This window comes from Kitasatospora sp. NPDC018058 (assembly GCF_044327205.1).
GTDB lineage: Bacteria > Actinomycetota > Actinomycetes > Streptomycetales > Streptomycetaceae > Kitasatospora.
In genome coordinates, this window is the sequence record NZ_JBIRFA010000011.1 from 83,821 (window position 1) to 107,652 (window position 23,832).

The following is a 23,832-nucleotide window of genomic DNA, read 5'->3' on the forward strand; positions in this document are numbered from 1 at the left end:
GGCCCAGCGTAGTGGCCCGGGGAGGGCCCTCGAGCCCGGAGGTAGGATCGGGGCGCACGTACGCACCGATTCAAAGTGCGGCCAGGCCCCCACCGGGCTGCCACGCTCCTCCCGAGAAAGGCCTGCGTAGCCGATGGCTCCCCGCCTCTCCATCGTCGTTCCGATCTACAACGTCGAGCGCTATCTCGTCGAATGCCTCGACTCGATCGCCGCCCAGACCTTCACGGACTTCGAGTGCGTCATGGTCGACGACGGTTCGAAGGACGACAGCGCGGCCCTCGCCGAGGCGTACGCGGCCAAGGACTCCCGGTTCCGGCTGGTCCGCCAGGTGAACAAGGGCCTCGGCGCGGCCCGCAACACCGGCATCCGGCACATCGACCCGGACGCCGAGTTCCTGTGCTTCGTGGACAGCGACGACTCGATGCCGCCCAGCGCGTACGAGTTGATGATCAACACGCTGGACGAGACCGGCTCGGACTTCTGCACCGGCAACGTGCTGCGCTTCCGCGCGGTGGGCTACTACCAGTCCGGCGGGCACGTGAAGCCGTTCAAGACGACCAAGCTCAAGACCCACATCACCGAGATCCCGGCGCTGGTCACCGACCGCACCGCGTGGAACAAGGTGTACCGCCGCTCGTTCTTCGACGCTGCCGGGCTGCTCTACCCCGAGGGCATCCTGTACGAGGACGCGCCGGTCAGCGTCCCGCATCACTACCTGGCCAAGAGCGTGGACGTGCTCTCCGAGCCGATCTACCACTGGCGCGAGCGCGAGGTCGGCGAGATGTCGATCACGCAGATGCGCACCAACCCCAAGGGCCTGGTCGACCGCGTCACCTCGGTCGAGCTGGTCCGCGGCTGGCTGAAGAAGCAGACCGATCCGCGCTTCGCCCAGTACCTGCGCTCCTACGACGAGAACACCCTCGTCGAGGAGATCCCGATGTTCTTCTGGTCCGTCGTGGACGGCGACAAGGAGTACCGGGACGCCTACATCCAGCACGTCAGCCGGCTGCTCCGGGCGATCGGCCCCGAGCAGGTCCGCAAGCTGCGCGCGCCGCTGCGGCTGAAGTACCACCTGACCCTGCAGGGCCGGATCGACGAGTTCGTCGAGCAGATCAAGTACGAGGGCGAGAGCAACGGCGGTGTCCAGGCCCGCGGTCTGCTGCGTCCGTACGCCGACTACCCGTTCCTGCGCGGCGGGCGCAAGAGCGTGCCGGCCGGCGTGCTCAAGCTGGACAATTCGCTGGTCATGCGCAGCCGGCTGTACGAGAGCGCCTGGGTGGGTGGGAAGCTGCAGCTGACCGGGTACGCGTACCCGGAGCAGCTGGGCGCGACGTCCAAGCACGACATGGTCCGCACGCTGGTGCTGCGCGAGGCCAAGGGCCGCCGGGTCATCGCGGTGCCGATGAAGAGCCAGTACAGCCCCGAGGCCACCGCGAGCTGCAGCCACGACCTGTACAGCTGCGACTGGTCCGGCTTCACCGTCGCCCTGGACCCGAAGAAGCTCAAGCACCGCGGCCAGTGGAAGGACGGCCACTGGCGCGTCCTGGTCGCCGGCGCGGGCAAGGGCGGGGTGTACAAGGGCCGGGTCTCGGCCGGCTGGAGCGACACCGCGGAGTACATCCCGGCGCACTGGGTCGAGCCGGACGTGCGGATCGTGCCGTGGGTCCGGGACAGCTTCGTCTACCTGCACGTGGAGACCGTCAAGGCCCGGGTGACCGGCCTGGCCGCGCACGGCGGCCGGGTGGAGGTCTCCGGCGCCGCCCGCTCCGGGGTGAGCTTCGCCGGGGCCCGGCTGCAGCTCACCCACCTCGAGTCCGACCGCGAGCTGTCCTTCCCGCTGGAGCTGGGCGCGCCGGTCGGCACGCTGCAGCCGTTCACGGCCTCCTTCCCGATCGCGGAGCTGACCGCCGTCCGCGAGGCCTGGGCCGAGCTGGACCCGGTGGCCGCCGAGCGCAGCCGCGACCGCTGGGACGCCGCCCTGCTGCTGGCCGACGGCAGCACCGTCCGGCTGGCCTGGGACGACCGCAACGCGCCGGAGCGGCTGCACCTGCCGCTGGACCCGCAGTCCTCGGGCAAGCCGCGCCGGGCCCTCTACTCCAAGCCCTCCCCGGGCGGCCACCTGCAGTTCTGCGACCAGCTGCTGCAGCCGCTGGTGGACGAGGTGGCCTCGCGCGGCGCCGACGGCTTCCTGCTCAGCGGTTCCTTCCCGCTGCCCGGCGCCCACCGCTGGGAGCTGGTGGTCCGGCACCACTGGCGCGAGGAGGAGCACGTCTACCCGGTGGAGATCTCGGACGGCCGGTTCCGCACGGCGCTGCCCGCCGTGCCGACCGCCTCCTTCGCCGGGCGGGTGCCGCTCGCCGCCGGTACCTGGAGCGTCTTCTTCCGCCCGGTCGGCGTGCCGGCGGGCGACCTGCCGGACTCCGCGGCGATGGTCACCCCGGACTGCTTCGGCACGCTGCCGCTCGTGGTGGAATCCCGCGGCAAGCGGATCGGGCTGGAGCGCCGCTACCACGACGGCCTGTCGCTGGAGTCGCACGCGACGCTGCTGCCCGAGGAGCGGGCCGGCTACCGCCAGCGCCTGCTGCGCACGGACCACTACCCGACCGCCCGCCATCTGCCGATCCGTGACACGGTGCTGTACAACGCCGGGCACGGCAGCGTGTACGCGGACTCGCCGAAGGCGATCCACCAGGAGCTGGTCCGCCGCGGCCTGCCGCTGGAGCACCTGTGGGGCAGCGACGACCTGCAGGCCGACCTGCCGCAGTCGGCGACCCCGATCCGGCTCTGGAGCCCGGAGTGGTTCGAGGCGCTGGCGACCGCCAAGTACATCGTCACCGGCACCCACCTGCCCGACTTCTTCGTCCGCCGCCCCGGCCAGGTGGTCCTGCAGACCTGGCAGGGCACCCCGCTGAAGCAGGTCGGCTTCGATTTCGAGAAGGTCTGGTTCACCGACTCCAACTACCTCAAGGGCCTGATCCGCGAGATTCCGAACTGGAGCCTCCTGGTGGCCGGCAACACCTGGTCGGCGCCGGTGCTGAAGCGCGCGTTCGATTTCAAGGGCGAGATCCTGGAAAGCGGTTCGCCCCGGAATGACCTTCTGTTCGCGGCCGACCGGGAGAAGACGGCCGAACAGGTTCGCGAACGGCTCGGCCTGCCCGAGGGCAAGCAGGTCGTGCTGTACGCGCCGACCTGGCGCGAGGACCGGCGCCGGCCGAACGGCGGCTACCAGATCGACCTGCGGATCGACCTGGCGGCGGCCAGGGCCGCGCTCGGTGACGACCAGGTGCTGCTGGTGCGCCGGCACAACATGATGTGCGGCCAGATCCCGGGCGCCGGCAACGGCTACATCTGGGACGTGGGCAGCTACCCCGACATGGCGGAGCTGCTGCTGATCGCCGACGTGCTGGTGACCGACTACTCGGCGAGCGTGTTCGACTTCGCCACCACCGGCAAGCCGATGCTCTTCTTCACCCACGACCTGGAGCACTACCGGGACAACCTGCGCGGCTTCAGCCTGAACTTCGAGGCCGAGGCGCCCGGTCCGCTGCTGGCCACCTCCGAGGAGCTGGTCGCCGCGCTGGGCCGGGTGGACGAGGTCGCGGCCGAGTACGCCGACAAGGCGGCCGCGTTCCGTGAGGCGTACTGCGACCTGGACGACGGCAAGGCATCCGTCCGGGTGGTCGACGCGATGCTCCGCAAGGAGTAGTCACCGGCATCCTCCGAGGCGCCCGGCGCGAATCGCGCCGGGCGCCTCGGCGCTGCCTGGGAATTTCCTGAGAACTACCTCGCCCTTTACGTCCATTTTGCACTCGAACTTACGTTTAACTGATGAACTTCAAAGGAAATTCTCCGAACTGTACAGTTGACCACGGGCGTCTTCCGGGTATGGGATATCAATTCGGCCCCGGACCGGTTCGCCATCGGCTCGCGGCCCCTCCCGGTCACCGCCATGCCCGGGCCCCCGTCCCCGAAGGGCTCCCCGCACCATGCCTGCGCTCACCCGGTTCGTCCTGCCGCACGCCGCCCCCCGCGTGCCCGCCGGCCGGCCCGCCGTCGACGAGGACGTGGTGTTCGGCCTGCTCCGGGCCCGCTGGCACGGCCGCGGCCTGGAGCTCACCGGCTTCGCCCGCCCGCTGAACCTGGACACCGGCCGCCCCGGCTCGGCCTGGACCTGGCTGACCCTGCGCCACGAGGACGAGAGCCGGCCGCCGGTCCACCTGCGCTCCAGACCCCGGAGGATGCCCGAGGTCACCGACGACAGCGCCCAGCCCGAGTACAACCACGACTGGTCCGGCTTCACCGCCCTGATCGAGCCCGACCGACTGCGCCCCGACGGCCACTGGCTGCTCGGCGACTGGCAGATCGAGACCACCCTCATCACCCACCCCCGCCCCACCCGGCTGCGCCGCCAGTACGGCGCCCTCGCCCCGCACTGGTGCGGCTCCGGCGAGTACCCCCCGGCCCGCTGGGTGGACCACGGCGTCCGCCTCCAGCCCCATTTCGAGGACGACCGGCTGCGGCTGCGGCTGGAGCGCCCGGGCGTGCGGATCAACCGCGCCGCGCCCGGCGCCGACGGCATCGAACTGGGCGGCACCGCCGACCACTGCCCCTCCGGCACCGTGCTGCGGCTGCGGCACCGGCAGAGCGACACGGTGCTCGAACAGCCGGTGGCCCGCACCGGCAACGCCTTCACCGTCCACCTGCCGTACCGGCCGTTCACCGCCGTCGGGCGCGGCCGGGGCGAGCTGGAGCACTGGGACGCCGAACTACTGCGGCCCGACGGCAGCACCGAGCGGCCCTGCCTGGACGAGCGCGGTGGCCCGGTGTCCGGCCAGTACCCGCTGCCGGACGCCCCGGACCGGATGCTCTACCTCAAGCACCTCGCCGACGGCCGGCTCCAGGTCTGCGTCCAGCCGGCGGCCGGGATGGTCGACCGGATCGCGGTCCACTTCGGCGGCTTCGTACTGACCGGCCACTGCCCCGACCCGGCCGCCGACCGGCTGGAGCTGGTGCTGCGGCACACCGGCAGCGCCGGCGAGGTCCGCACCCCGGTCGAGCCCGAACCGGGCGGCCGTTTCCGGGTCCGGGTGCCCGCCACCCGCACCGGCTCGGACGGCGCCGTGCTGCCGCTGCGCAAGGGCATCTGGGAGGCCGCGCTGGAGCCGGCCGACCGCTCCGGTCCGGCCCGGCCGCTGCTCGCCGCCCCCGCCGCGCTGCCCGCACTGCCCGCCACCGCCGCGGTCGGCGGCAAGCAGGTGCTGCTGCAGCGCCGCTGGCACGACACCCTGATGGTGGACTCCACCCCGGTGCTCGACCCCACCGAGCGCAGCGCCTGGACGCAGCAGCGGCTGCGCACCGAGCGCTATCCGGCCGCCCGCCGCGAGCCGCTGCGCGAGGCGGTGCTGTACGACGTCTTCGGCGGCCGCGGCTACGCCGACTCCCCGCGCGCGGTGCACGCCGAACTCGCCCGCCGCGGCGAGCCGTTGGAGCACCTGTGGGTGGTCGACGACGCCCAGGCCGAGCTGCCGCCCGGGGTCTGCCCGGTGCGGATCTGGAGCCCGGAGTGGTACCGCGCGCTGGCCACCTGCCGGTACCTGGTCGGCAACACCCACTTCCCGGACTTCCTGGAGCGCCGCGAGGGCCAGGTCGTGGTGCAGACCTGGCACGGCTCGCTGCTGAAGCGGATCGCCCACGACGTCGACAACCCCTGGCTGGCCGACCACGGCTACCTGGAGGCGCTCGACCGGGAGACCCCGCAGTGGAGCCTGCTGCTCTCCCCCAGCCCGTTCGCCACCCCGATCCTGCGGCGCGCCTTCCGCTACGGCGGCGAGGTGCTGGAGTCCGGCTACCCGCGCGGCGACGTACTGGCCCAGGCCGACCCGCGCACCGCGGCGGCCGTCCGGCGTCGGCTCGGCGTGCCGGCGGGCAAGCGGATCGTGCTGTACGCGCCGACCTGGCGCGAGGACCAGCAGCGCGGCGACGGCGAGGGCTTCCGGCTCGACCTGCGGCTGGACCTCGACCACGCCCGCCGGCTGCTCGGCGAGGACCACGTGCTGCTGGTCCGCCCGCACTCCCACGTGCGCGACCCGCTGCCGGGCGCCGGCGACGGCTTCCTGTACGACTGCGGGGACTACCCCGACCCGCAGGAGCTGCTGCTGGTCGCGGACGTCCTGGTGACCGACTACTCGTCGATCATGTTCGACTTCGCGATCACCGGCCGCCCGGTGTACTTCTTCACCTACGACCTGGAGCACTACCGCGGCACCCTGCGCGGCTTCTACTTCGACTTCGAGCCGAACGCCCCCGGCCCGCTGGTGCCGACCTCGGCCGAACTGCTCGGCGCGCTGCGCGAACTCGCCGACAGCGGCGCTGAGTTGCCGCCCGGGTACGCGGAGCGCTACCGGCGCTTCCGGGCCGAGCACTGCGCGCTGGACGACGGCGGCGCGGCCCGCCGGGTGGTCGACCGGATGCTCGAGCTCGGCCGCACCGAGCGGTAGTCGCACCGGGCGGCGGCCGCACCGCGCGGTGGTCGCCGTCGGCCGGCCGGTTCAGGAGAAGGAGTAGCCCCGCCAGGGCCGCCAGACCTCGTCCGCGTCGAAGCGGGAGAGCGAGAAGCCCGGGACGGTGAAGGACGCCCGGAAGCCGCGCGCCTGCTCGTACGCCCGGTCCAGCACGTCGTCCGGCAGTCCGTGCGCGACCGTCACGTGCGGGTGGTACGGGAAGGCCAGCTCACGGGCCAGCGGGCCGGAGCGGACGTCCGCCTCCAGCAGCCGGCACTCCTGCGCGCCCTCCTCGACCCGGACGAACACCACCGGGGAGACCGGGCGGAAGGTGCCGCCGCCGCGCAGCAGCATCCGGAACGGCCGGTGCGCGGCCGCCACCGCGGCGAGGTGCTCCTCGATCTTCGGCAGCAGCTCGGCCGGCACCTCGGTCGGCGGCAGCAGGGTGACGTGCGTCGGTATCGAACGGGCCTGCGGGTCGCCGTGGCCCGCCCGGGTGTCCTGGATCCGCGCCCCGTACGGGTCCGGGACGCTCACGGACACGCCGATGGTGACGACCTCCGGGAGGTCGCCACCATCGGGCAGGTGGGTGAGGGGCGTCACCGCTTGGCGGCCGGGAGGAAGCCGATCCGGTCGTACACCGTCGCCAGCGTCTCGGAGGCCACCGCGCGGGCCTTCTCGGCACCGACCGCCAGCACCCGGTCCAGCTCGGCCGGGTCGTCCAGGAAGGTGCTGGTGCGCTCCTGGAAGGGGGCGACCCACTCGGTGAACAGCTCGGCCAGCTCGGTCTTCAGGGCGCCGTACATCTTGCCCTCGAAGTGCGCCACCAGCTGCTCGACCGACTGGCCGCTGAGCGCGGAGTGGATGCTCAGCAGGTTGGAGACGCCCGGCTTCTGCTCCTCGTCGTAGGAGACGACGGTGCCGGTGTCGGTCACGGCGCTCTTGAACTTCTTGGCGCTGGCCTTCGGGTCGTCCAGCAGGCTGACCAAGCCCTTGGGCGAGGAGGCCGACTTGCTCATCTTGATGGCCGGGTCCTGGAGGTCCATGATCTTCGCCGTCTCCTTGAGGATGTACGGCTTCGGGATCGTGAACGTCGGGCTGTAGCGCGAGTTGAAGCGCTCCGCGATGTCGCGGGTGATCTCCACGTGCTGGCGCTGGTCCTCGCCGACCGGGACGGCGTCCGCCTGGTAGAGCAGGATGTCCGCGATCTGCAGGATCGGGTAGGTGAACAGGCCGACGGTGGTGCTGTCGGCGCCGTACCGGGAGGACTTGTCCTTGAACTGGGTCATCCGGGAGGCCTCGCCGAAGCCGGTGAGGCAGTTCATCACCCACGCGAGCTGCGCGTGCTCGGGCACGTGCGACTGGACGAACAGGGTGCAGTGCTCCGGGTCCAGGCCGGCGCCGAGCAGCTGGGCGGCGGAGATCCGGGTGTTCTGGCGCAGAGTCGCCGGGTCCTGCGGCACGGTGATCGCGTGCAGGTCGACGACCATGTAGAAGGCGTCGTTCTCCTTCTGCAGGTCGACCCACTGACGCACCGCGCCCAGGTAGTTGCCGAGGTGGAACGAGCCGGAGGTGGGCTGGATGCCGGAGAGCACCCGGGGACGGTCCTTGACCGGACCAGTGACCGCTGCGTTGACCATGCGGGCCATTGTTCCAGTTCCACCGGTCGCTCAGGAAACGTCCGCCCCCGGAGGTTCGACCGGTGTGACGGCACTCACCCTCACCCGCGCGATCCGCCGGCCCTCCACCTTCGCCACCGTCAGCAGCACCGCTCCCCCGCCGTCGAGCGGGATGCGGGCCTGGTCACCACCCCTGGGCAACCGGCCGAGCGAGGCGACCAGGCAGCCGGCCACCGTCTCGTAGGGGCCCTCGGGGAGGGACACACCGGTCTCCTCCTCGAAGTCACCCAGGTTGAGCAGGCCGTCCAGTTCCATGCCGCCGCCGGCCAGCCGGCGGGTGGTGGTGGTCTCCGGCCGGTCGTACTCGTCCCGGATCTCGCCGATCACCTCCTCGACCAGGTCCTCCAGGGTGACGATCCCGGCGGTGCCGCCGTACTCGTCCACCACGATGGCCAGGTGGTGGCCCTCCCGGCGCATCTCGCCCATCGCCTCCAGCACCAGCTTGGTGCCGGGCAGCAGCTTGACCGGGCGGGCCAGGTCGCGGACCTTGACGGCCTGCTCGCCGCGGGCGCCGTACAGGTCGCGGACGTGGACGAAGCCGACCACGACGTCGGCGCTGCCCTCGACCACCGGGTAGCGGGAGTGCGGCGAGGTCTCGGCCTGGTGCCGCACGGCGGCCAGCGGGCGCTCGGCGTCCAGGAAGGTCACCTCGGTGCGCGGGACCATCACCTCGCGCAGCTGGCGCTCCCCGGCGGCGAACACATCGGCGATCAACGCCCGTTCATCGCTGCCCAGTTCGGTGTTGGCGGCGACCAGGCCGCGCAGTTCCTCGGAGCTCATCGAGCCGCGTCCGGCCGCCGGGTCGCCGCCGAGCAGGCGGACCATCAGATTGGTGGAGTGGCCGAGCAGCCAGATCACCGGCCGCAGCACCACCGACATCACGTCCACCACGGGGGCGGCGACCACCGCGATGGACTCGGCGCGCTGCAGGCCGATCCGCTTGGGGGTGAGCTCGCCCAGCACCAGCGAGACGTAACTGATCACCAGGGTGAGGCCGACCAGGGCGAGCGCGTCGGCCACCCCCTGGGACAGCCCGGCGTCGACGAACAGCGGGGCCACCTTGCCGGCCAGGGTGTCCGCGCCGAAGGCGGCGGACAGGAAGCCCATGCAGGTCACGCCGACCTGGACGGCGGCCAGGAAGCGGTTGGGGTCGGCGGCCAGGTGCGCGGCCCGGGCCGAGCGCCGGGTGCCGTGCGCCTCCAGCGTCCGGATCTGGCCCTCGCGCAGCGAGATCAGCGAGATCTCGGCGACGTTGAACAGCCCGCCCAGCAGGATGAAGACGAGGACGAGCGCGGCGTCCCCGAGGGTTTCGTTCACAGCGGGCCAGTGTAGGTGGCCGCCGTGTACGGGACCCCGAACACGGCGGCGGCCCGCCGTCCCCCGGTTCCGGGAGAGGGCGGGCCGTCCGGACGGACCGTGCGGGCGGGGCTCAGATGAGGCCCAGCTCCTGGACCGCGTCGCGCTCCTCGGTCAGCTCCTTGACCGAGGCGTCGATGCGGGCGCGGGAGAAGTCGGAGATCTCCAGGCCCTGGACGATCTCGAACTTGCCGTCCTTGGTGGTGACCGGGAAGGAGGAGATCAGGCCGGCCGGGACGTCGTAGGAGCCGTCGGAGACGACACCCATGGAGGTCCAGTCACCCTCGGCGGTGCCGTTGACCCAGGTGTACACGTGGTCGATGGCGGCGTTGGCGGCCGAGGCGGCCGAGGAGGCACCGCGGGCGTCGATGATGGCGGCACCACGCTTGGCGACGGTCGGGATGAAGTCGTTCTCCAGCCAGGCCAGGTCGCTGCCGACGGCCTCGAAGGCCGGCTTGCCGGCGATCTCGGCCTGGAAGACGTCCGGGTACTGGGTGGCGGAGTGGTTGCCCCAGATGGTGACGCGCTTGATGTCGGAGACCAGGGCGCCGGTCTTGGCGGACAGCTGGCCGACCGCGCGGTTGTGGTCCAGACGGGTCATCGCGGTGAAGCGCTCCGCCGGGACGTCCGGGGCGTTGCGCTGGGCGATCAGGGCGTTGGTGTTGGCCGGGTTGCCGACGACCAGGACCTTGATGTCGTCCGCGGCGTGGTCGTTGATGGCCTTGCCCTGCGGGCCGAAGATGCCGCCGTTGGCCTGCAGCAGGTCGCCGCGCTCCATGCCGGCGGTGCGCGGACGGGCGCCGACCAGCAGCGCGACGTTGGCGCCGTCGAAGGCCTCGTTCGGGTTGTCGGTGATCTTGATGTCGCGCAGCAGCGGGAAGGCGCAGTCGACGAGCTCCATGGCGGTGCCCTCGGCGGCCTTGAGGCCCTGCGGGATCTCCAGGAGGCGGAGGTTCACCGGCACGTCGGCACCGAGCAGGTGGCCCGAGGCGATGCGGAAGAGCAGCGCGTAGCCGATCTGGCCGGCCGCTCCGGTGATGGTGACGTTGACGGGGGTGCGGGTCATTTCTACCTTCTCCAGCAAATCGCCAGGTGCCCCAGGCACACCGGCACTGGAGCCAGGGATGATCTCTCGACGTCGAGAGACCGGCGTCAGGTTATCGCAAAGGGAAGCGTACGCCGCGTGTGCGGACGTGGCTGATGCGTCACAGACGCATTGCGGCCCCGCCCGGGGAATCCCGGACGGGGCCGCGGCGCGAAGGCGGCTCAGTGCTTGGGCCGACCGATCAACTGGCCGATGTTGTCGAGCAGCGGGAACTCCAGCCACGGGTTCGGCTGCGCCACCAGGGTCAGCAGCACGATCGAGGCACCCAGGAAGGTCAGCACGATCACGTCGGTGAAGCGGCTGCGCACCGCCAGCATCCCGACCTCGGGCAGCACCAGCCGCAGCACCGCGCCGAGCAGCACCCCGGCGCCGAGGATCAGCAGCCCGTACTTGAAGCCGTCCTTGAAGTCGGCGAACCAGGTGACCGCGAGGCCGGCACCGACCACCGACAGGACCAGTGTTATCGGCCACTGCCGGACCGGCAGGGCGTGGTCGCGCCCGAGGGCCGGGGCCGCGCCCTCGGGCGGCAGGGTGCCGGTGGTCTTGACCGGCCTGCGCCGGGTCCGCGCCGGTCGCGGTTCAGTCATGCTCGCCGTCCCTCGGGGGTCAGACGCCGGCGCGGCGCTCGGCCGCCTCGACGATGTTGTTGAGCAGCATCGCGCGGGTCATCGGGCCCACGCCGCCGGGGTTCGGGGAGATCCAGCCGGCCACCTCGGCCACACCCGGGTGGACGTCGCCGACGATCTTGCCCTCGCTGCGGCTGACGCCCACGTCCAGCACCGCCGCGCCCGGCTTGACGTCCTCCGGCTTGACCAGGTGCGGGACACCGGCGGCGGCCACGATGATGTCGGCCTTGCGCAGGTGGGCGCCGAGGTCGCGGGTGCCGGTGTGGCACAGGGTCACGGTGGCGTTCTCGCTGCGGCGGGTCAGCAGCAGGCCGATCGAGCGGCCGACGGTGATGCCGCGGCCGACCACGACCACCTCGGCGCCGTTGATCTCGACGTCGTGGCGGCGCAGCAGCTCGACGATGCCCAGCGGGGTGCACGGCAGCGGGCCGTCGATGCCCAGGGCGAGCCGGCCCAGCGACGTCGGGTGCAGGCCGTCGGCGTCCTTGTCCGGGTCCATCAGCTCCAGGACCGGGTTCTGGTCCAGGCCCTTGGGCAGCGGCAGCTGGACGATGTAGCCGGTGCAGGACGGGTCGGCGTTGAGCTCGCGGACGACGTTCTCGACGTCCTCCTGGGTGGCGGTGGCGGGCAGCTCGCGCTGGATCGAGGCGATGCCGACCTCGGCGCAGTCCTTGTGCTTCCCGTTGACGTACCAGCGGCTGCCCGGGTCGTCGCCGACCAGGACGGTGCCGAGGCCGGGCGTGACGCCCTTCGCCTTGAGGGCCGCCACGCGGGCGGCGAGTTCGGACTTGATCGCGGCCGCGGTGGCCTTGCCATCGAGAATCTGGGCAGTCATGACACCATTCTCCCGGATCGCGACCGGCGTCCGCACCGGGCCCGCTCCGTCGGCCGGACGGGTACGGAAGGTCCGCACCACATTGCGGTTGCGCCACAGTCTTGGCCCGGCACCCGGAACCGGCTGGACACGGTACTGCCGTCCGGTTGACGATATGCGGGCATTCCCTGCCGCGATCCGGCCCGGTGACGGGCCGACGGATCCCGCGGCGGGGCGTACCCGGGGGAAAGAGCCAGTGATCCGACCACAGCAGACCGAGCAGCCCGACCACCACGGCGCCGTCCTCGCCGTGCCGTGCCCGTCCCGGCCCTCGCTCGCCCGTTCCTCATCGCACTGCTGAGCCGGCCGCGCCCGTCACCGCTGCCGGGCTGTCGCTGTGCTCCGATACCGTCCCGTTCTGTCGCCGACCCGACTCGCCGGCCGCAACCGGGTCCTCCGCCGTACCGTCCCCGCGTCCCGTAACTGCCCGGAGGCATCCATGAGTTACCCGCCCGACCCGAACAACCCGTACGGCCAGCCGCCGGCCGCGCCCGGCTACGGCTACCCCCAGCAGGCCCCGCAGGCCCCGCCGGTCCCGGGTTACGGCTACCCGCCGGCCGCGCCGGGCTACGGCTACGCGCCGGCCGTGCCGCAGTCCATGCCGGGCCTGGTGATGACCACCCGGGTGCTGCTGTTCATCATCGGCGGTGTGCAGGTGATCCTCGCGGGGTTCTGCCTGATCGCGGCCGCGGCCACCAAGGACGTCGTCACCAAGACCTCGTCGACCAGCGATGACTTCATCAGCTCGATCGGCAACGCCGCGGCCGGCATCCTGCTGGTCGTCGGCGTCGTGTGGGCGCTCGCCGCCACGCTGTCCATCACGCTGGGCGCGAAGTTCGGCAAGGGCGGCAACGGCGTCCGGATCACCACCATCGTCTACGGCTCGATCGCCTCGATCTTCGGCCTGCTCGACCTGATCGGCGGGATCTCGTCGAAGGTCACGGTGAACATCATCATCGGGCTGATCTGGATCGCGATCTGCGTCATCTGGATCACCGCCATGTGCGTCCGGGACGGCGTCAACTGGTTCAACCGGCCGCGGTACTGACCGAACGGCACGGCTTACGGCGAAGCGGCCCGGCTCCCTCCTCGGAGGAAGCCGGGCCGCTTCGTGTCAGCCCTCCACCGGCCGGCGGCTCAGTGGAAGAAGTGGCGTGCGCCGGTGAAGTACATCGTCACGCCCGCCGTGGCGGCCGCCTCGATGACCTGCTCGTCGCGGATCGAACCGCCCGGCTGGACGATCGCCTTGACGCCCGCGGCGATCAGGATCTCCGGGCCGTCCGGGAACGGGAAGAAGGCGTCCGAGGCCGCGTACGAGCCCTTGGCCCGCTCGCCGGCCCGCTCGACCGCGAGCTTGCAGGAGTCGACCCGGTTGACCTGGCCCATGCCGACGCCGACCGAGGCGCCGTCCTTGGCCAGCAGGATCGCATTGGACTTGACGGCCCGGCAGGCCCGCCAGGCGAAGGCCAGCTCGGCCAGCTCGGCCGCGGAGAGCGCCTCGCCGGTGGCCAGCGTCCAGTTCGCCGGGTCGTCGCCCTCGGCCTGCACCCGGTCGGCGTCCTGGAGCAGCACGCCGCCGGAGATCGGGCGGACCTCCTGGCGGTTGGCCGGCGCCTCGGGGGCGACCAGCACCCGCAGGTTCTTCTTGCGGGCCAGCACCTCGACGGCGCCCTCCTCGTAGCCGGGGGCCACGACGACCTCGGTGAAGATCGGGGCGATCTGCTCGGCCAGCTCGACGGTGACCGGGCGGTTGACCGCAATCACGCCGCCGTACGCGGAGACCGGGTCGCACTCGTGCGCCTTGCGGTGCGCCTCGACGACGTCGGCGCCGGTCGCGATGCCGCACGGGTTGGCGTGCTTGATGATCGCGACGGCCGGCTCGGCGTGGTCGTACGCGGCGCGGCGGGCGGCGTCGGTGTCGACGTAGTTGTTGTACGACATCTCCTTGCCGTGCAGCTGCTGCGCGCCGGCCAGGCCGCCCGTGCCGTCGCTGTACAGCGCGGCGCCCTGGTGCGGGTTCTCTCCGTAGCGCAGCACGTTCTGCCGCTCCCACGTGGCGCCCAGGAACTCGGGGAAACGCTCGTCGCTGGGGGCGTAGCCGGCCTCGAACCAGGAGGCGACGGCCACGTCGTAGGCGGCGGTGTGGGCGAACGCGGCACCGGCCAGGCGCTTGCGGGTGGCCAGGTCGAAGCCGCCCTCCCGAACGGCCGTCAGCACGTCGCCGTAGCGGGCCGGGTCGACCACGACGGCCACCGAGGGGTGGTTCTTGGCGGCGGCGCGGACCATGCTCGGGCCGCCGATGTCGATCTGCTCGACGCACTCGTCCGGGGTGGCGCCGGAGGCGACGGTGGCCTTGAACGGGTAGAGGTTCACCACGACCAGGTCGAAGGGCTCGACACCGAGCTCGGCCAGCTGCGCGCGGTGCGACTCCAGGCGCAGGTCGGCGAGCACGCCGGCGTGCACGCGGGGGTGCAGCGTCTTCACGCGCCCGTCCAGGCACTCCGGGAAGCCGGTCAGCTCGGAGACCTCGGTCACCGGGACACCGGCGGCGGCGATCCGGCCGGCGGTGGAGCCGGTGGAGACGATGGCGACCCCGGCGGCGTGCAGGCCCTGGGCCAGCTCCTCCAGACCGGTCTTGTCGTACACGCTGATCAGCGCGCGACGGATCGGACGGATGTTCTCGGAGACAGGGGGGGTGGTGGAGCTGGCACTCATGCCGGGATCCATACCTTTCGGTCCTCGATGCGGTGACCTTCGCGGGCCAGCCGGCCCACGACGTCGACGAGCAGCTTGCGCTCGACAGTCTTGATGCGCTCGTGCAGCGCTTCGCCGCCATCGGCGTGGTCGGCGTCGAGGACCTCGACGACGCCCTGCGCGATGATCGGCCCGGTGTCCACCCCGGCGTCGACCAGGTGGACGGTGCAGCCGGTGACCTTCACCCCGTACGCGAGCGCGTCGGTGACGCCGTGGGCGCCGGGGAAGGAGGGCAGCAGTGCGGGGTGGGTGTTGACGATCCGTCCGCCGAAGGCCGCGATGAACTCGGGGCCGAGGATCTTCATGAAGCCCGCCGTGACCACCAGGTCCGGCTGGTGGGCGGCGACGGAGGCGGTCAGCGCGCGGTCCCAGTCGGCGCGGTCCGGGAAGTCCTTCACCCGGTGGACGAAGGTCGGCAGGCCGGCCTTCTCGGCCCGCTCCAGGCCGACGATCCCGTCCCGGTCCGCGCCCACCGCGATGATCTCCGCGCCGTAGGCCGGGTCGGCGACGGCGTCGATCAGCGACTGCAGATTGGTGCCGGAGCCGGAGACCAGCACCACCAGGCGGGCCGGTCCGGGCGTACGGGGCGGGAAGAGCTGGGCGGGGGCGGCGGCCACTGCGCGATTCTCCGTAGGTCGGGCGCCGTCCGCTGGTACATCCACCGGCGGTGGGGCCACTACGAACGGCAGGTCGAGCGAAAGGGAACACCAGGAGAACCCGCCGCGACGCGGGCCCCGGGGAACCTATGTGAGCTGCTGACCGTCACCACGATAACGGCTGGTCGGACGGCCTCCGCACCCTCCCGGCGGCGCTACGCGCGTAGTTGAGACAGGGATCTCCTCAGGTCGCACACCGGGGTCGCGCGTGCCCGCCCCGGCTCGGGGTACGGGCCCCCGGCGGGCCCCCGAACGGCTGCGGGATCATGGGGGGCGCGGAAGACCGCTCCGACGCGAGACCCTCCGAACGAGCCCCGACCGAGAAGGAATGGCTGAACCCATGAGCAGCGGCGACGACAACGGCGAGCACAACCCCTTCGCGCCGCCGCCGGCGGACGCCCCGGACCAGCCGTGGCAGCCGCGCGGCTCCTGGCCCGGCCAGGGCCAGGAGGGCAACGGCGGCCAGGAGGGCGGCGACCGCCCGCAGCTCCCGCCGCCGTGGGGCCAGGGCATCGGCGACGGCCGCCCCGGCCAGCGCCCTCCGGCGCCGCAGCCGCCCCGGCTCGACCCGACCGACCCGACCCACCGCCGGGCCCGCAACGCCGCACTGGCCGGGCCGTTCGCGCTCGTCTGCCTGTTCGCGGAGTTCCACTGGATCGCGCTGCTGGTCGGGGTACTCGGGATCTACTGGGGGGTCAGCGCGCTGCGGGCCAAGCAGCCGACGGCCCAGGCCGGCGGCACCCAGGCCGCCGCCGTCCCCGGGGCGCCGACGCCGAACCCGCTCACCCCGGCCGCGCTGGCCGGGATCCTGACCGGGGCGATGACCGTCGCCATGGTCGGCCTGGTGATCGGGCTCGGGGTCTACTACCAGGACTACGCGACCTGCGTCCGGGACTCGCTGACCAGCGTCGGGACCGAGAACTGCGACCGCTACGCGCCGCAGTGGTACGTGGACTTCACCGGGAACGCGGAGTAGCCGTCGGCTTCAGTCGGCGGGGCCCCGGCCGGACAGCCGCAGCACGAGGACGTACGTACGGGCGCGCAGCCGCAGCGCGCTCCGGCGCGCGCACACCGCGAGCCCGGCGTATCCGACCGGGGCGTGCGCCGGGGTCCGGTCGGCCCTCGGGCTGAGCGCCCGGTGCCGTACCAGCAGGGCGCCCGGAACGGCGACCAGCGCCAGCCAGCCGGCCGCCGCCAGACCCGTCCACCACGGCACCGGGCCCAGCCAGGCCATCCGCTCACCCGCCAGCGCACCGCCCGACAGCCAGCCGAGCGCCGCCGCCCCGGCACCCAGCAGCAGCGCGGCCGCCAGGGCCGCCACCACCGTCACGGCGGGCCGCCAGGGGTCACCGTCCTCGTACCGGGAGCACCGGCCCGCCGCCGCGCGGCCCAGCAGGACCGCCGGCACCAGCCCCGCCAGCAGCGGCAGCACCAGCACCGCCAGCCGCCAGCCGCCCGGGCCCTCCTGGGGCAGCAGGGCGAACAGCGGGAACTCCGGCACCGGGCCGAGCTCCGTACCGCCCGGCGACACCAGCGTCCCGGTGCCAACCTTGAAGCCCGGGCCGAGCGCGTACGCCGCGCCCCAGAGCACCGCGTTCGGCAGCAGCACCACGGTGAGCAGCAGCAACCCGAGCAGAGCGGCCGGCCCGCCCCTGAGCAGCGCCGTCCCGTGCCCGCCGCCGGCCACCGTGTCCAGCGCCGCCACCGACACCGACACCCCGCCGGCCGCGACCAGCCCGGCCCCGGCCGCGCCGGCCGCCCGCCGCACCGCGGCCGCGACGCCGGTCGGCCGCCAATCCGCAGGGATGCGGTCGAGCAGCGGCAGGACCGTGACGGGCGCGGGCCGCGCCGAGCGGACGCCGACGGCCGTCACCAGTGCGGCGAGCAGACCGACCGCCAGGAGGTCCGGCAGCACCCGGCTGCGGAACGGCCCGGCACCCGCGCAGTTCAGCGCCACCCCGACGGCCACCGCCCAGTAGCCCGCCCACAGCGCCAGCGGGCCGCCCCAGCGCGAACGCAGCCCGCGCCGCGCCGCGACCCCGGCCCCCGCCCGGTACAGCCGCACCGCCGCCAGGGCGCCGAGCAGCAGCGGAGTCACCGTCAGCGGGGCGTCCCTGCTACCGCGCAGCACCGGCCCGCCGTGCCCCAGCAGCCAGAGCACACCCGCCAACCGGGTGACACCCGCCGCGCCCGAGTCGGCGTACGGTGTCACGATCCAGAGCCCGAGCACCGGTACCGTGACCACCGCCAGGCCGACCAGTGCCGTCCGCACCCCCGTCAACAGGTCGGCCAGCACGGGGTATCCGCCCGACTGGCCCGGCGCTTCCAGGATCGGACGGTCCATCAGCTGTGTCATGGGGCTCATGCTGCCAAGGCGACTCGCCATGCCATGCGAAGCGGCAAACCGCCGCCGTGTCCCAGATTATTGGCTTATGCGCCTTTTCAGACCCCGCCCCCAAGCCGCCAACGCCCCGGCCCGGAGCGTCTGATGACCACGCCACCCACCCGCGACCCCGACCCGCTGCGCCGACTGACGCCCCGCGAGGCCCAGGCCCTCGCCCACCTCACCGCGGGCCACGACATCCACCACACCGCCGCCGCCTTCGGCGTCACCCCCATCACCGCGCGCAACCACCTCCACCGCGCCCTGCGGAAGCTCGGCTGCCCCACCGAAGCCGCCGCCATCGCCCTCCTCGGAACCGCGCCCCCCACCGGCACCCGCACGCGAGTGGCCCCCGCGGCCGCGGGAGAACACGGCGGTATGACGACCGCCCCCTCCGCGACCCGGGCCCCGACGACCGGCGAACCCGACGGGAGCGACCGGCACCACCGCTCCCCCGTCATCGACACCGGACGCGGAAAGGAGGGCGGAGGCGGCCCCGGGACGGCCGCACCGGAGGCTCCGCCGGAGCACGCCGGCCGGCGTGGGGCCCCCGCGGCCTCGGAGCCGGCGGCCGGGTCCGCTGCGACCGGGAGGCTGAGCGCAGCCGAGCGGCGGAAGACCCCGACGCCCCACGGCGATCCCCGGCAGCCCGGCAGCCCGGCCCGCGGCCGAGCCACGAGCGGCGAACAGGGCGCCGCCTCACGGCCGAACACACCGACGGCCCCCACCTCGGACGCGGCCGACGATCAGGACCTCACGTCACGGCCCGGCCCGGCGACCGCGCCGCCCCGGGAGCGCAGCACCGGGGCCCATGACCGAGCCGCGAACGCGTCGGAGGACGCGGTCTCGCGGCACAGCCTGCCGACCGCACCCGCCGAGCCCGGAGCCTCGACCCCGCGGGGGAACGCGCCGACGACCCCCGGCTCCCGACGCGACCTGCCGACGACACCCGGCCCGGAGCGCACCGGTGCGGCCCCTGGCCGGGCCGAGACCGACGGCCCGACCTCGCCGCGGCAGAGGCCGACGCCCCTGGCCGAGGCGGCACGCGACGAGCAGCTCCCCGCGGCGCGGCGCGGCCTGCCGACCGCCCCCGCCGACGCCCGGAAGTGCGACGGCACGACCACCGGTCGGAGCACGGGCGCGGAACAGCAGCCCGTACCGCGGCAGGACGCCCTCTCGTTCCCCGGCCGCAGGGAGCGCATCGACATGGCCCTCACCGAAGCCGGGAGCGGGCGGGACCTCTCCGACGAACCCGTCCCGAGCTTCGACGACCTCTACGCGGAGGCGCACACCCGGCTGGTGCAGCAGGTGTTCCTGCTGACCGCGTGCCGGCATCGGGCGGTGCACTGTGTGCGGCGGGCGTTCGGGGATGCGCGGCGGGAGTGGGACGCGGTGGTCGGGTCGGGGGATCCGGAGGGCTGGGTGCGGGTGCGGGCGTGTGAGCCGGCGCTGTCGCCGTGGCACTGGGGCGGGCCGCAGTGGGCGCACGCGTGGTCGCCGCCGCACCGGCGGAGCACGGTGCGGCCGGCGGACGAGGCGCAGGCGGTGCTACCGGACCACGACCGGCTGACCGACCGGGACCAGGCGCTGCTGAAGGCCCTGCGGCGGCTGCCGCGGCCGCAGCGGCGAGCGCTGGTGCTGCACGACGGACTGGGGCTGCCCGCGGCGGCGATCGCGGTGGAGGTGGAGTCGACCCGGGCGGCGGCCGAGGGACGGGTATGGGCGGCGCGGTCGGCGCTGGCGCAGTGGGTGCCGGAGCTGGTGGGGCCGGATCCGGCGGCGCCGGGGTTCGCGGACGGGCTGAGCGGGCTGCTGCACCGGGCGGCGGTACGGGGTTGCCCGGAGCCGCACCGTTCGCCGGTGCCGGTGCTGCGGGCGCGGCACCGGTTGTGGACGGCGAGCCGGACGGGCGCGGCGGCGCTGCTGACGGTGGCGGTGGGCGGGGCGACGCTGGCGACCCTGGCGGGGCTGCGCCCGGCGGCGCTGTTCCAGCCGTCGGACCCGCCGCCCCCCGCGGTGTGCGTACCGGTCGTGGACGCGAAGGTGAAGCCGTCGGGTGTGCCGCTGCTGCCGGGCGGGGCGCCGAACGGCATCAGCAGCCTGTGGTGCAGCCCGGCGCCGGGCCTGGAGGCGGTGGTGGTGGGCCGGCAGGCGGTGGCGCGCTGGGAGCTGCCGGCCACGACCGGGGTCCAGGCCCCGCCTCCGCGGCAGGGACCGGCGGCCTGCCCGCTGTGGTCCCCACGGCCCTGCACCACCGGCCCGAGGCACTGAAACGCCAGGCACCGAAACGGCGAGCGCCCCCGCCCGGGAAGGGCGGGGGCGCTCACTGCGCGAAGGCGGGGATCAGGCCGTGGCGGCGATGATCTCGCGGGCCAGGCGGGCGGTCTCGGACGGCGTCTTGCCGACCTTGACACCGGCGGCCTCGAGGGCCTCCTTCTTCGCCTGGGCGGTGCCCGAGGAGCCGGAGACGATGGCGCCGGCGTGGCCCATGGTCTTGCCCTCGGGGGCGGTGAAGCCCGCGACGTAGCCGACGACCGGCTTGGTGACGTGCTCGGCGATGTAGGCCGCGGCACGCTCCTCGGCGTCGCCACCGATCTCACCGATCATGACGATGACCTCGGTCTCCGGGTCCTCCTGGAACGCCTTGAGGGCGTCGATGTGGGTGGTGCCGATGACCGGGTCACCGCCGATGCCCACGGCCGAGGAGAAGCCGATGTCGCGCAGCTCGTACATGAGCTGGTAGGTCAGGGTGCCGGACTTCGAGACCAGACCGATCTTGCCGGAGCTGGTGATGTCGGCCGGGATGATGCCGGCGTTCGACTGTCCGGGGCTGATCAGGCCCGGGCAGTTCGGGCCGATGATCCGGGTCTTGTTGCCCTTCGAACCGGCGTACGCCCAGAAGGCGGCGGTGTCGTGCACCGGGACGCCCTCGGTGATGACGACGGCCAGGCCGATCTCGGCGTCGATGGCCTCGACGACGGCGTCCTTGGTGAACTTCGGCGGCACGAAGATGACGGTGACGTCGGCACCGGTCTTCTCCATCGCCTCGGCGACGGAGCCGAAGACGGGCACCTCGGTGCCGTCGACGTCGACCGTGGTGCCGGCCTTGCGCGGGTTGACACCGCCGACGATCTGGGTGCCGGAGGCGAGCATGCGGCGGGTGTGCTTCATGCCCTCGGAGCCGGTCATGCCCTGAACGATGACCTTGCTGTCCTTGGTAAGGAAGATAGCCATGGTGTAAAAGTCCCCTTCCTTACTTGTTGGCCAGCTCGGCGGCGCGGTCGGCCGCACCGTCCATGGTGTCCACGCGCTGGACCAGCGGGTGGTTGGCGTCGTCGAGGATCTTGCGACCCAGCTCCGCGTTGTTGCCGTCCAGGCGGACGACCAGCGGCTTGGTGACGTTCTCGCCCTTGCTCTTCAGGAGCTCCAGGGCCTGCACGATGCCGTTGGCGACCGCGTCACAGGCGGTGATGCCACCGAAGACGTTGACGAAGACCGACTTGACGTCGGGGTCGCCCAGGATGATCTCCAGGCCGTTCGCCATGACCTCGGCCGAGGCGCCGCCACCGATGTCGAGGAAGTTGGCGGGCTTGACGCCGCCGTGCTTCTCACCGGCGTAGGCGACCACGTCGAGGGTGCTCATGACGAGGCCCGCGCCGTTGCCGATGATGCCGACCTGGCCGTCGAGCTTGACGTAGTTCAGGCCCTTGGCCTTGGCGGCGGCCTCCAGCGGGTTGGCCGCGGCCTTGTCCTCCAGCGCCTCGTGCTCGGGCTGGCGGAACTCGGCGTTCTCGTCCAGGGAGACCTTGCCGTCGAGCGCGATGATCTTGCCGTCACCGGACTTGATCAGCGGGTTGACCTCGACGAGGAGGGCGTCCTCGGCGATGAAGACCTTCCACAGCTTCTGCAGGACCTCGGCGACCTGGTCGGCGACCTCGGCCGGGAACTTCGCCGCGGCGACGATCTCGGCGGCCTTCTCCGGGGTGCAGCCCTCGTTGGCGTCGACCGGGATCTTGGCGAGCGCGTCGGGGTTCTCCTCGGCGACGACCTCGATCTCCACGCCGCCCTCGACGCTGGCCATGGCCAGGAAGGTGCGGTTGGTGCGGTCCAGCAGGAACGAGACGTAGTACTCGTCCTTGATGTCGGCGGTCTGGGCGAGCATCACCTTGTGGACGGTGTGGCCCTTGATGTCCATGCCGAGGATCTGCTCGGCCTTGGCGACGGCGTCCGCCGGGTCGGCGGCGAGCTTGACGCCACCGGCCTTGCCTCGGCCGCCCACCTTCACCTGAGCCTTGACGACGGCGCGGCCGCCGAAGCGCTCCGCGATGGCGGCAGCGTCTGCGGCGGTCTCGATGACATCGCCGTCAAGCACGGGCACACCGTGCTTGGCGAAGAGGTCCCTCGCCTGGTACTCGAACAGGTCCACGTGTTTGTCCTTGTTCGTGGTCGCGGATTGTGTCTCTACGAGCGTGCCACGGCAGGATCTTCGCTGCGGGTCGTCGGGGCGGTGCGGGTACGCAGAGGTACGGCCTTGCGGCCCACACAGCCACGGGCGCACACGTCAATCAACACGCGCGTCACGTCCGTCTGGCAGGTTATCCCCGAGGGACGGGCCTGTTCCGCCCGGGGCCTGTCCGTCTTGGGTGAGAACCGTCACAGATCAGCCCGGACGCCCCGTCCACCGATCGGGTGAGTTCACCCGCCTGAGTGAGACCGTCACACCCCCTGGTCCGCGCCCTTGACCAGGTGCTGCGGGATGGGGCGCTTCTCGATCGCCGCCGCCATGATCTCGGGGAAGGCGTCCGGGGTGCAGGCGAAGGCCGGGGCGCCGAGGGCGGCCAGCGCGGCGGCGTGGGCGTGGTCGTAGGCCGGGGCGCCTTCGTCGGAGAGCGCGAGCAGGGCGATGAACTGGACGCCGGCCGCCTTCATCGCGGCGACCCGCCTGAGCATGCCGTCCCGGATGCCGCCCTCGTACAGGTCGCTGATCAGCACCACGACGGTCTCGGAGGGCCGGGTGATCCTCGACTGGCAGTAGGCGAGCGCGCGGTTGATGTCGGTGCCGCCGCCGAGCTGGGTGGCGAACAGGACGTCCACCGGGTCGGTGAGCTGCTCGGTGAGGTCGACCACCGAGGTGTCGAAGACGACCAGCCGGGTGTCCAGGGTGCGCATCGAGGAGAGCACCGCGCCGAAGACCGCCGAGTGCACGACCGAGGGCGCCATCGAGCCGGACTGGTCGACGCAGAGGATGACGTCCTTCTTCACCGCGCGCTGGGCGCGGGCGTAGCCGACCAGTCGCTCGGGGACGACGGTCCCGTGCTCGGGCAGGTAGTTCTTCAGGTTGGCCCGGATCGTCCGGTCCCAGTCGATGTCCCGGTGGCGGGGCCGGTTCACCTTGGCGCTGCGGTCCAGGGCGCCGCCCAGGGTGGCCCTGGTCCGGTCGGCGAGCCGGCGCTCCAGGTCGGCGACCACCTTGCCGACCACGGCCCGGGCGGTCTCCCGGGTGGTCTCGGGCAGCGCGTGCTTGAGCGACAGCAGGGTGCCGACCAGGTGCACGTCCGGTTCGACGGCCTCCAGCATCTCCGGCTCCAGCAGCAGCCGGTCCAGGCCGAGCCGGGTGATCGCGTCCTGCTGCATCAGCTGGACGACGGTGGACGGGAAGTACTCGCGGATGTCGCCCAGCCAGCGGGCCACCTGCGGGGCCGAGCCGCCGAGCCCGGCGCTGCGGCGTCCGCCGCGCGGAGGCCGGCCGGCCTCCGCGGGGGCGCCCCGGTACAGCGCGGCGAGGGCGCCGTCCATCGCGGCGTCGCGGCCGCGCAGGGTGCAGCCGGTGCCGTCGGCCTCGCCGCCGAGCACCAGGCGCCAGCGGCGCAGCCGTTCGTCGGTCGTGGTCGCCATCGGG

At 72.9% G+C, this 23,832-nt stretch carries 17 protein-coding genes; 5 read left to right on the plus strand and 12 right to left on the minus strand.

Annotated features, from left to right (window positions below):
• Positions 1-133 precede the first annotated feature (133 nt).
• On the plus strand, positions 134-3,706 hold the full coding sequence (locus ACH4E7_RS17610) for a CDP-glycerol glycerophosphotransferase family protein (protein WP_396249953.1): 3,573 nt from the start codon (positions 134-136) through the stop codon (positions 3,704-3,706).
• A 280-nt stretch (positions 3,707-3,986) separates the two neighbouring features.
• Positions 3,987-6,497: a CDP-glycerol glycerophosphotransferase family protein gene (locus ACH4E7_RS17615; RefSeq protein ID WP_396249954.1), complete on the plus strand. Its 2,511-nt coding sequence runs from the start codon at positions 3,987-3,989 to the stop codon at positions 6,495-6,497.
• Positions 6,498-6,548: 51 nt separating this feature from the next.
• On the opposite strand, the gene ACH4E7_RS17620 is transcribed toward ACH4E7_RS17615, so the two are convergent.
• From ACH4E7_RS17620 to ACH4E7_RS17645, 6 genes are all read right to left on the minus strand, one after another.
• Positions 6,549-7,103 carry a 2'-5' RNA ligase family protein gene (locus tag ACH4E7_RS17620; protein WP_396249955.1) on the minus strand — a complete coding sequence of 185 codons (555 nt, stop codon included), beginning with the start codon at positions 7,101-7,103 and terminating at the stop codon, positions 6,549-6,551.
• Positions 7,100-8,140, minus strand: a complete 1,041-nt coding sequence (trpS, locus tag ACH4E7_RS17625) for a tryptophan--tRNA ligase (protein ID WP_396249956.1) — start codon at positions 8,138-8,140, stop codon at positions 7,100-7,102. Before trpS ends, ACH4E7_RS17620 begins: the two co-directional genes overlap by 4 nt.
• A 30-nt stretch (positions 8,141-8,170) precedes the next feature.
• Positions 8,171-9,496, minus strand: coding sequence for a hemolysin family protein (locus tag ACH4E7_RS17630; RefSeq protein ID WP_396249957.1), 1,326 nt, complete (start codon positions 9,494-9,496; stop codon positions 8,171-8,173).
• A gap of 112 nt (positions 9,497-9,608) precedes the next feature.
• Positions 9,609-10,601: a malate dehydrogenase gene (locus tag ACH4E7_RS17635; RefSeq protein ID WP_355669711.1), complete on the minus strand. Its 993-nt coding sequence runs from the start codon at positions 10,599-10,601 to the stop codon at positions 9,609-9,611.
• 200 nt (positions 10,602-10,801) lie between these two features.
• Positions 10,802-11,227: a DUF3017 domain-containing protein gene (locus ACH4E7_RS17640; RefSeq protein WP_355669710.1), complete on the minus strand. Its 426-nt coding sequence runs from the start codon at positions 11,225-11,227 to the stop codon at positions 10,802-10,804.
• A gap of 19 nt (positions 11,228-11,246) precedes the next feature.
• Positions 11,247-12,101, minus strand: coding sequence for a bifunctional methylenetetrahydrofolate dehydrogenase/methenyltetrahydrofolate cyclohydrolase (locus ACH4E7_RS17645; RefSeq protein ID WP_396249958.1), 855 nt, complete (start codon positions 12,099-12,101; stop codon positions 11,247-11,249).
• Positions 12,102-12,579: 478 nt separating this feature from the next.
• Between ACH4E7_RS17645 and ACH4E7_RS17650 the strand changes: the two genes are divergently transcribed.
• Positions 12,580-13,188, plus strand: a complete 609-nt coding sequence (locus ACH4E7_RS17650) for a hypothetical protein (protein ID WP_396249959.1) — start codon at positions 12,580-12,582, stop codon at positions 13,186-13,188.
• 89 nt (positions 13,189-13,277) lie between these two features.
• Here ACH4E7_RS17650 and purH read toward each other — a convergent pair whose 3' ends face one another.
• Positions 13,278-14,855 carry a bifunctional phosphoribosylaminoimidazolecarboxamide formyltransferase/IMP cyclohydrolase gene (purH, locus tag ACH4E7_RS17655; protein WP_396249960.1) on the minus strand — a complete coding sequence of 526 codons (1,578 nt, stop codon included), beginning with the start codon at positions 14,853-14,855 and terminating at the stop codon, positions 13,278-13,280.
• Positions 14,852-15,511 (minus strand): phosphoribosylglycinamide formyltransferase, encoded by a 660-nt coding sequence (gene purN, locus ACH4E7_RS17660; RefSeq protein ID WP_396249961.1) that lies wholly within the window; start codon positions 15,509-15,511, stop codon positions 14,852-14,854. Before purN ends, purH begins: the two co-directional genes overlap by 4 nt.
• A gap of 379 nt (positions 15,512-15,890) precedes the next feature.
• Here purN and ACH4E7_RS17665 point away from each other — a divergent pair, with 379 nt between their 5' ends.
• The gene (locus ACH4E7_RS17665; RefSeq protein ID WP_396249962.1) at positions 15,891-16,526 is read left to right on the plus strand and encodes a hypothetical protein; all 636 of its coding nucleotides are present in this window, start codon (positions 15,891-15,893) and stop codon (positions 16,524-16,526) included.
• Positions 16,527-16,535: 9 nt separating this feature from the next.
• Here ACH4E7_RS17665 and ACH4E7_RS17670 read toward each other — a convergent pair whose 3' ends face one another.
• Positions 16,536-17,906, minus strand: a complete 1,371-nt coding sequence (locus ACH4E7_RS17670; RefSeq protein WP_396249963.1) for a DUF6350 family protein — start codon at positions 17,904-17,906, stop codon at positions 16,536-16,538.
• Positions 17,907-18,038: 132 nt separating this feature from the next.
• Between ACH4E7_RS17670 and ACH4E7_RS17675 the strand changes: the two genes are divergently transcribed.
• Positions 18,039-20,204 carry a hypothetical protein gene (locus ACH4E7_RS17675; protein WP_396249964.1) on the plus strand — a complete coding sequence of 722 codons (2,166 nt, stop codon included), beginning with the start codon at positions 18,039-18,041 and terminating at the stop codon, positions 20,202-20,204.
• Between the two features lie 72 nt (positions 20,205-20,276).
• Here ACH4E7_RS17675 and sucD read toward each other — a convergent pair whose 3' ends face one another.
• From sucD to ACH4E7_RS17690, 3 genes are all read right to left on the minus strand, one after another.
• Positions 20,277-21,167, minus strand: a complete 891-nt coding sequence (gene sucD / locus ACH4E7_RS17680) for a succinate--CoA ligase subunit alpha (RefSeq protein ID WP_396249965.1) — start codon at positions 21,165-21,167, stop codon at positions 20,277-20,279.
• 19 nt (positions 21,168-21,186) lie between these two features.
• On the minus strand, positions 21,187-22,359 hold the full coding sequence (gene sucC, locus ACH4E7_RS17685) for an ADP-forming succinate--CoA ligase subunit beta (RefSeq protein WP_355669701.1): 1,173 nt from the start codon (positions 22,357-22,359) through the stop codon (positions 21,187-21,189).
• A gap of 290 nt (positions 22,360-22,649) precedes the next feature.
• Positions 22,650-23,828, minus strand: a complete 1,179-nt coding sequence (locus tag ACH4E7_RS17690; protein ID WP_396249966.1) for a VWA domain-containing protein — start codon at positions 23,826-23,828, stop codon at positions 22,650-22,652.
• Positions 23,829-23,832: the final 4 nt, after the last annotated feature.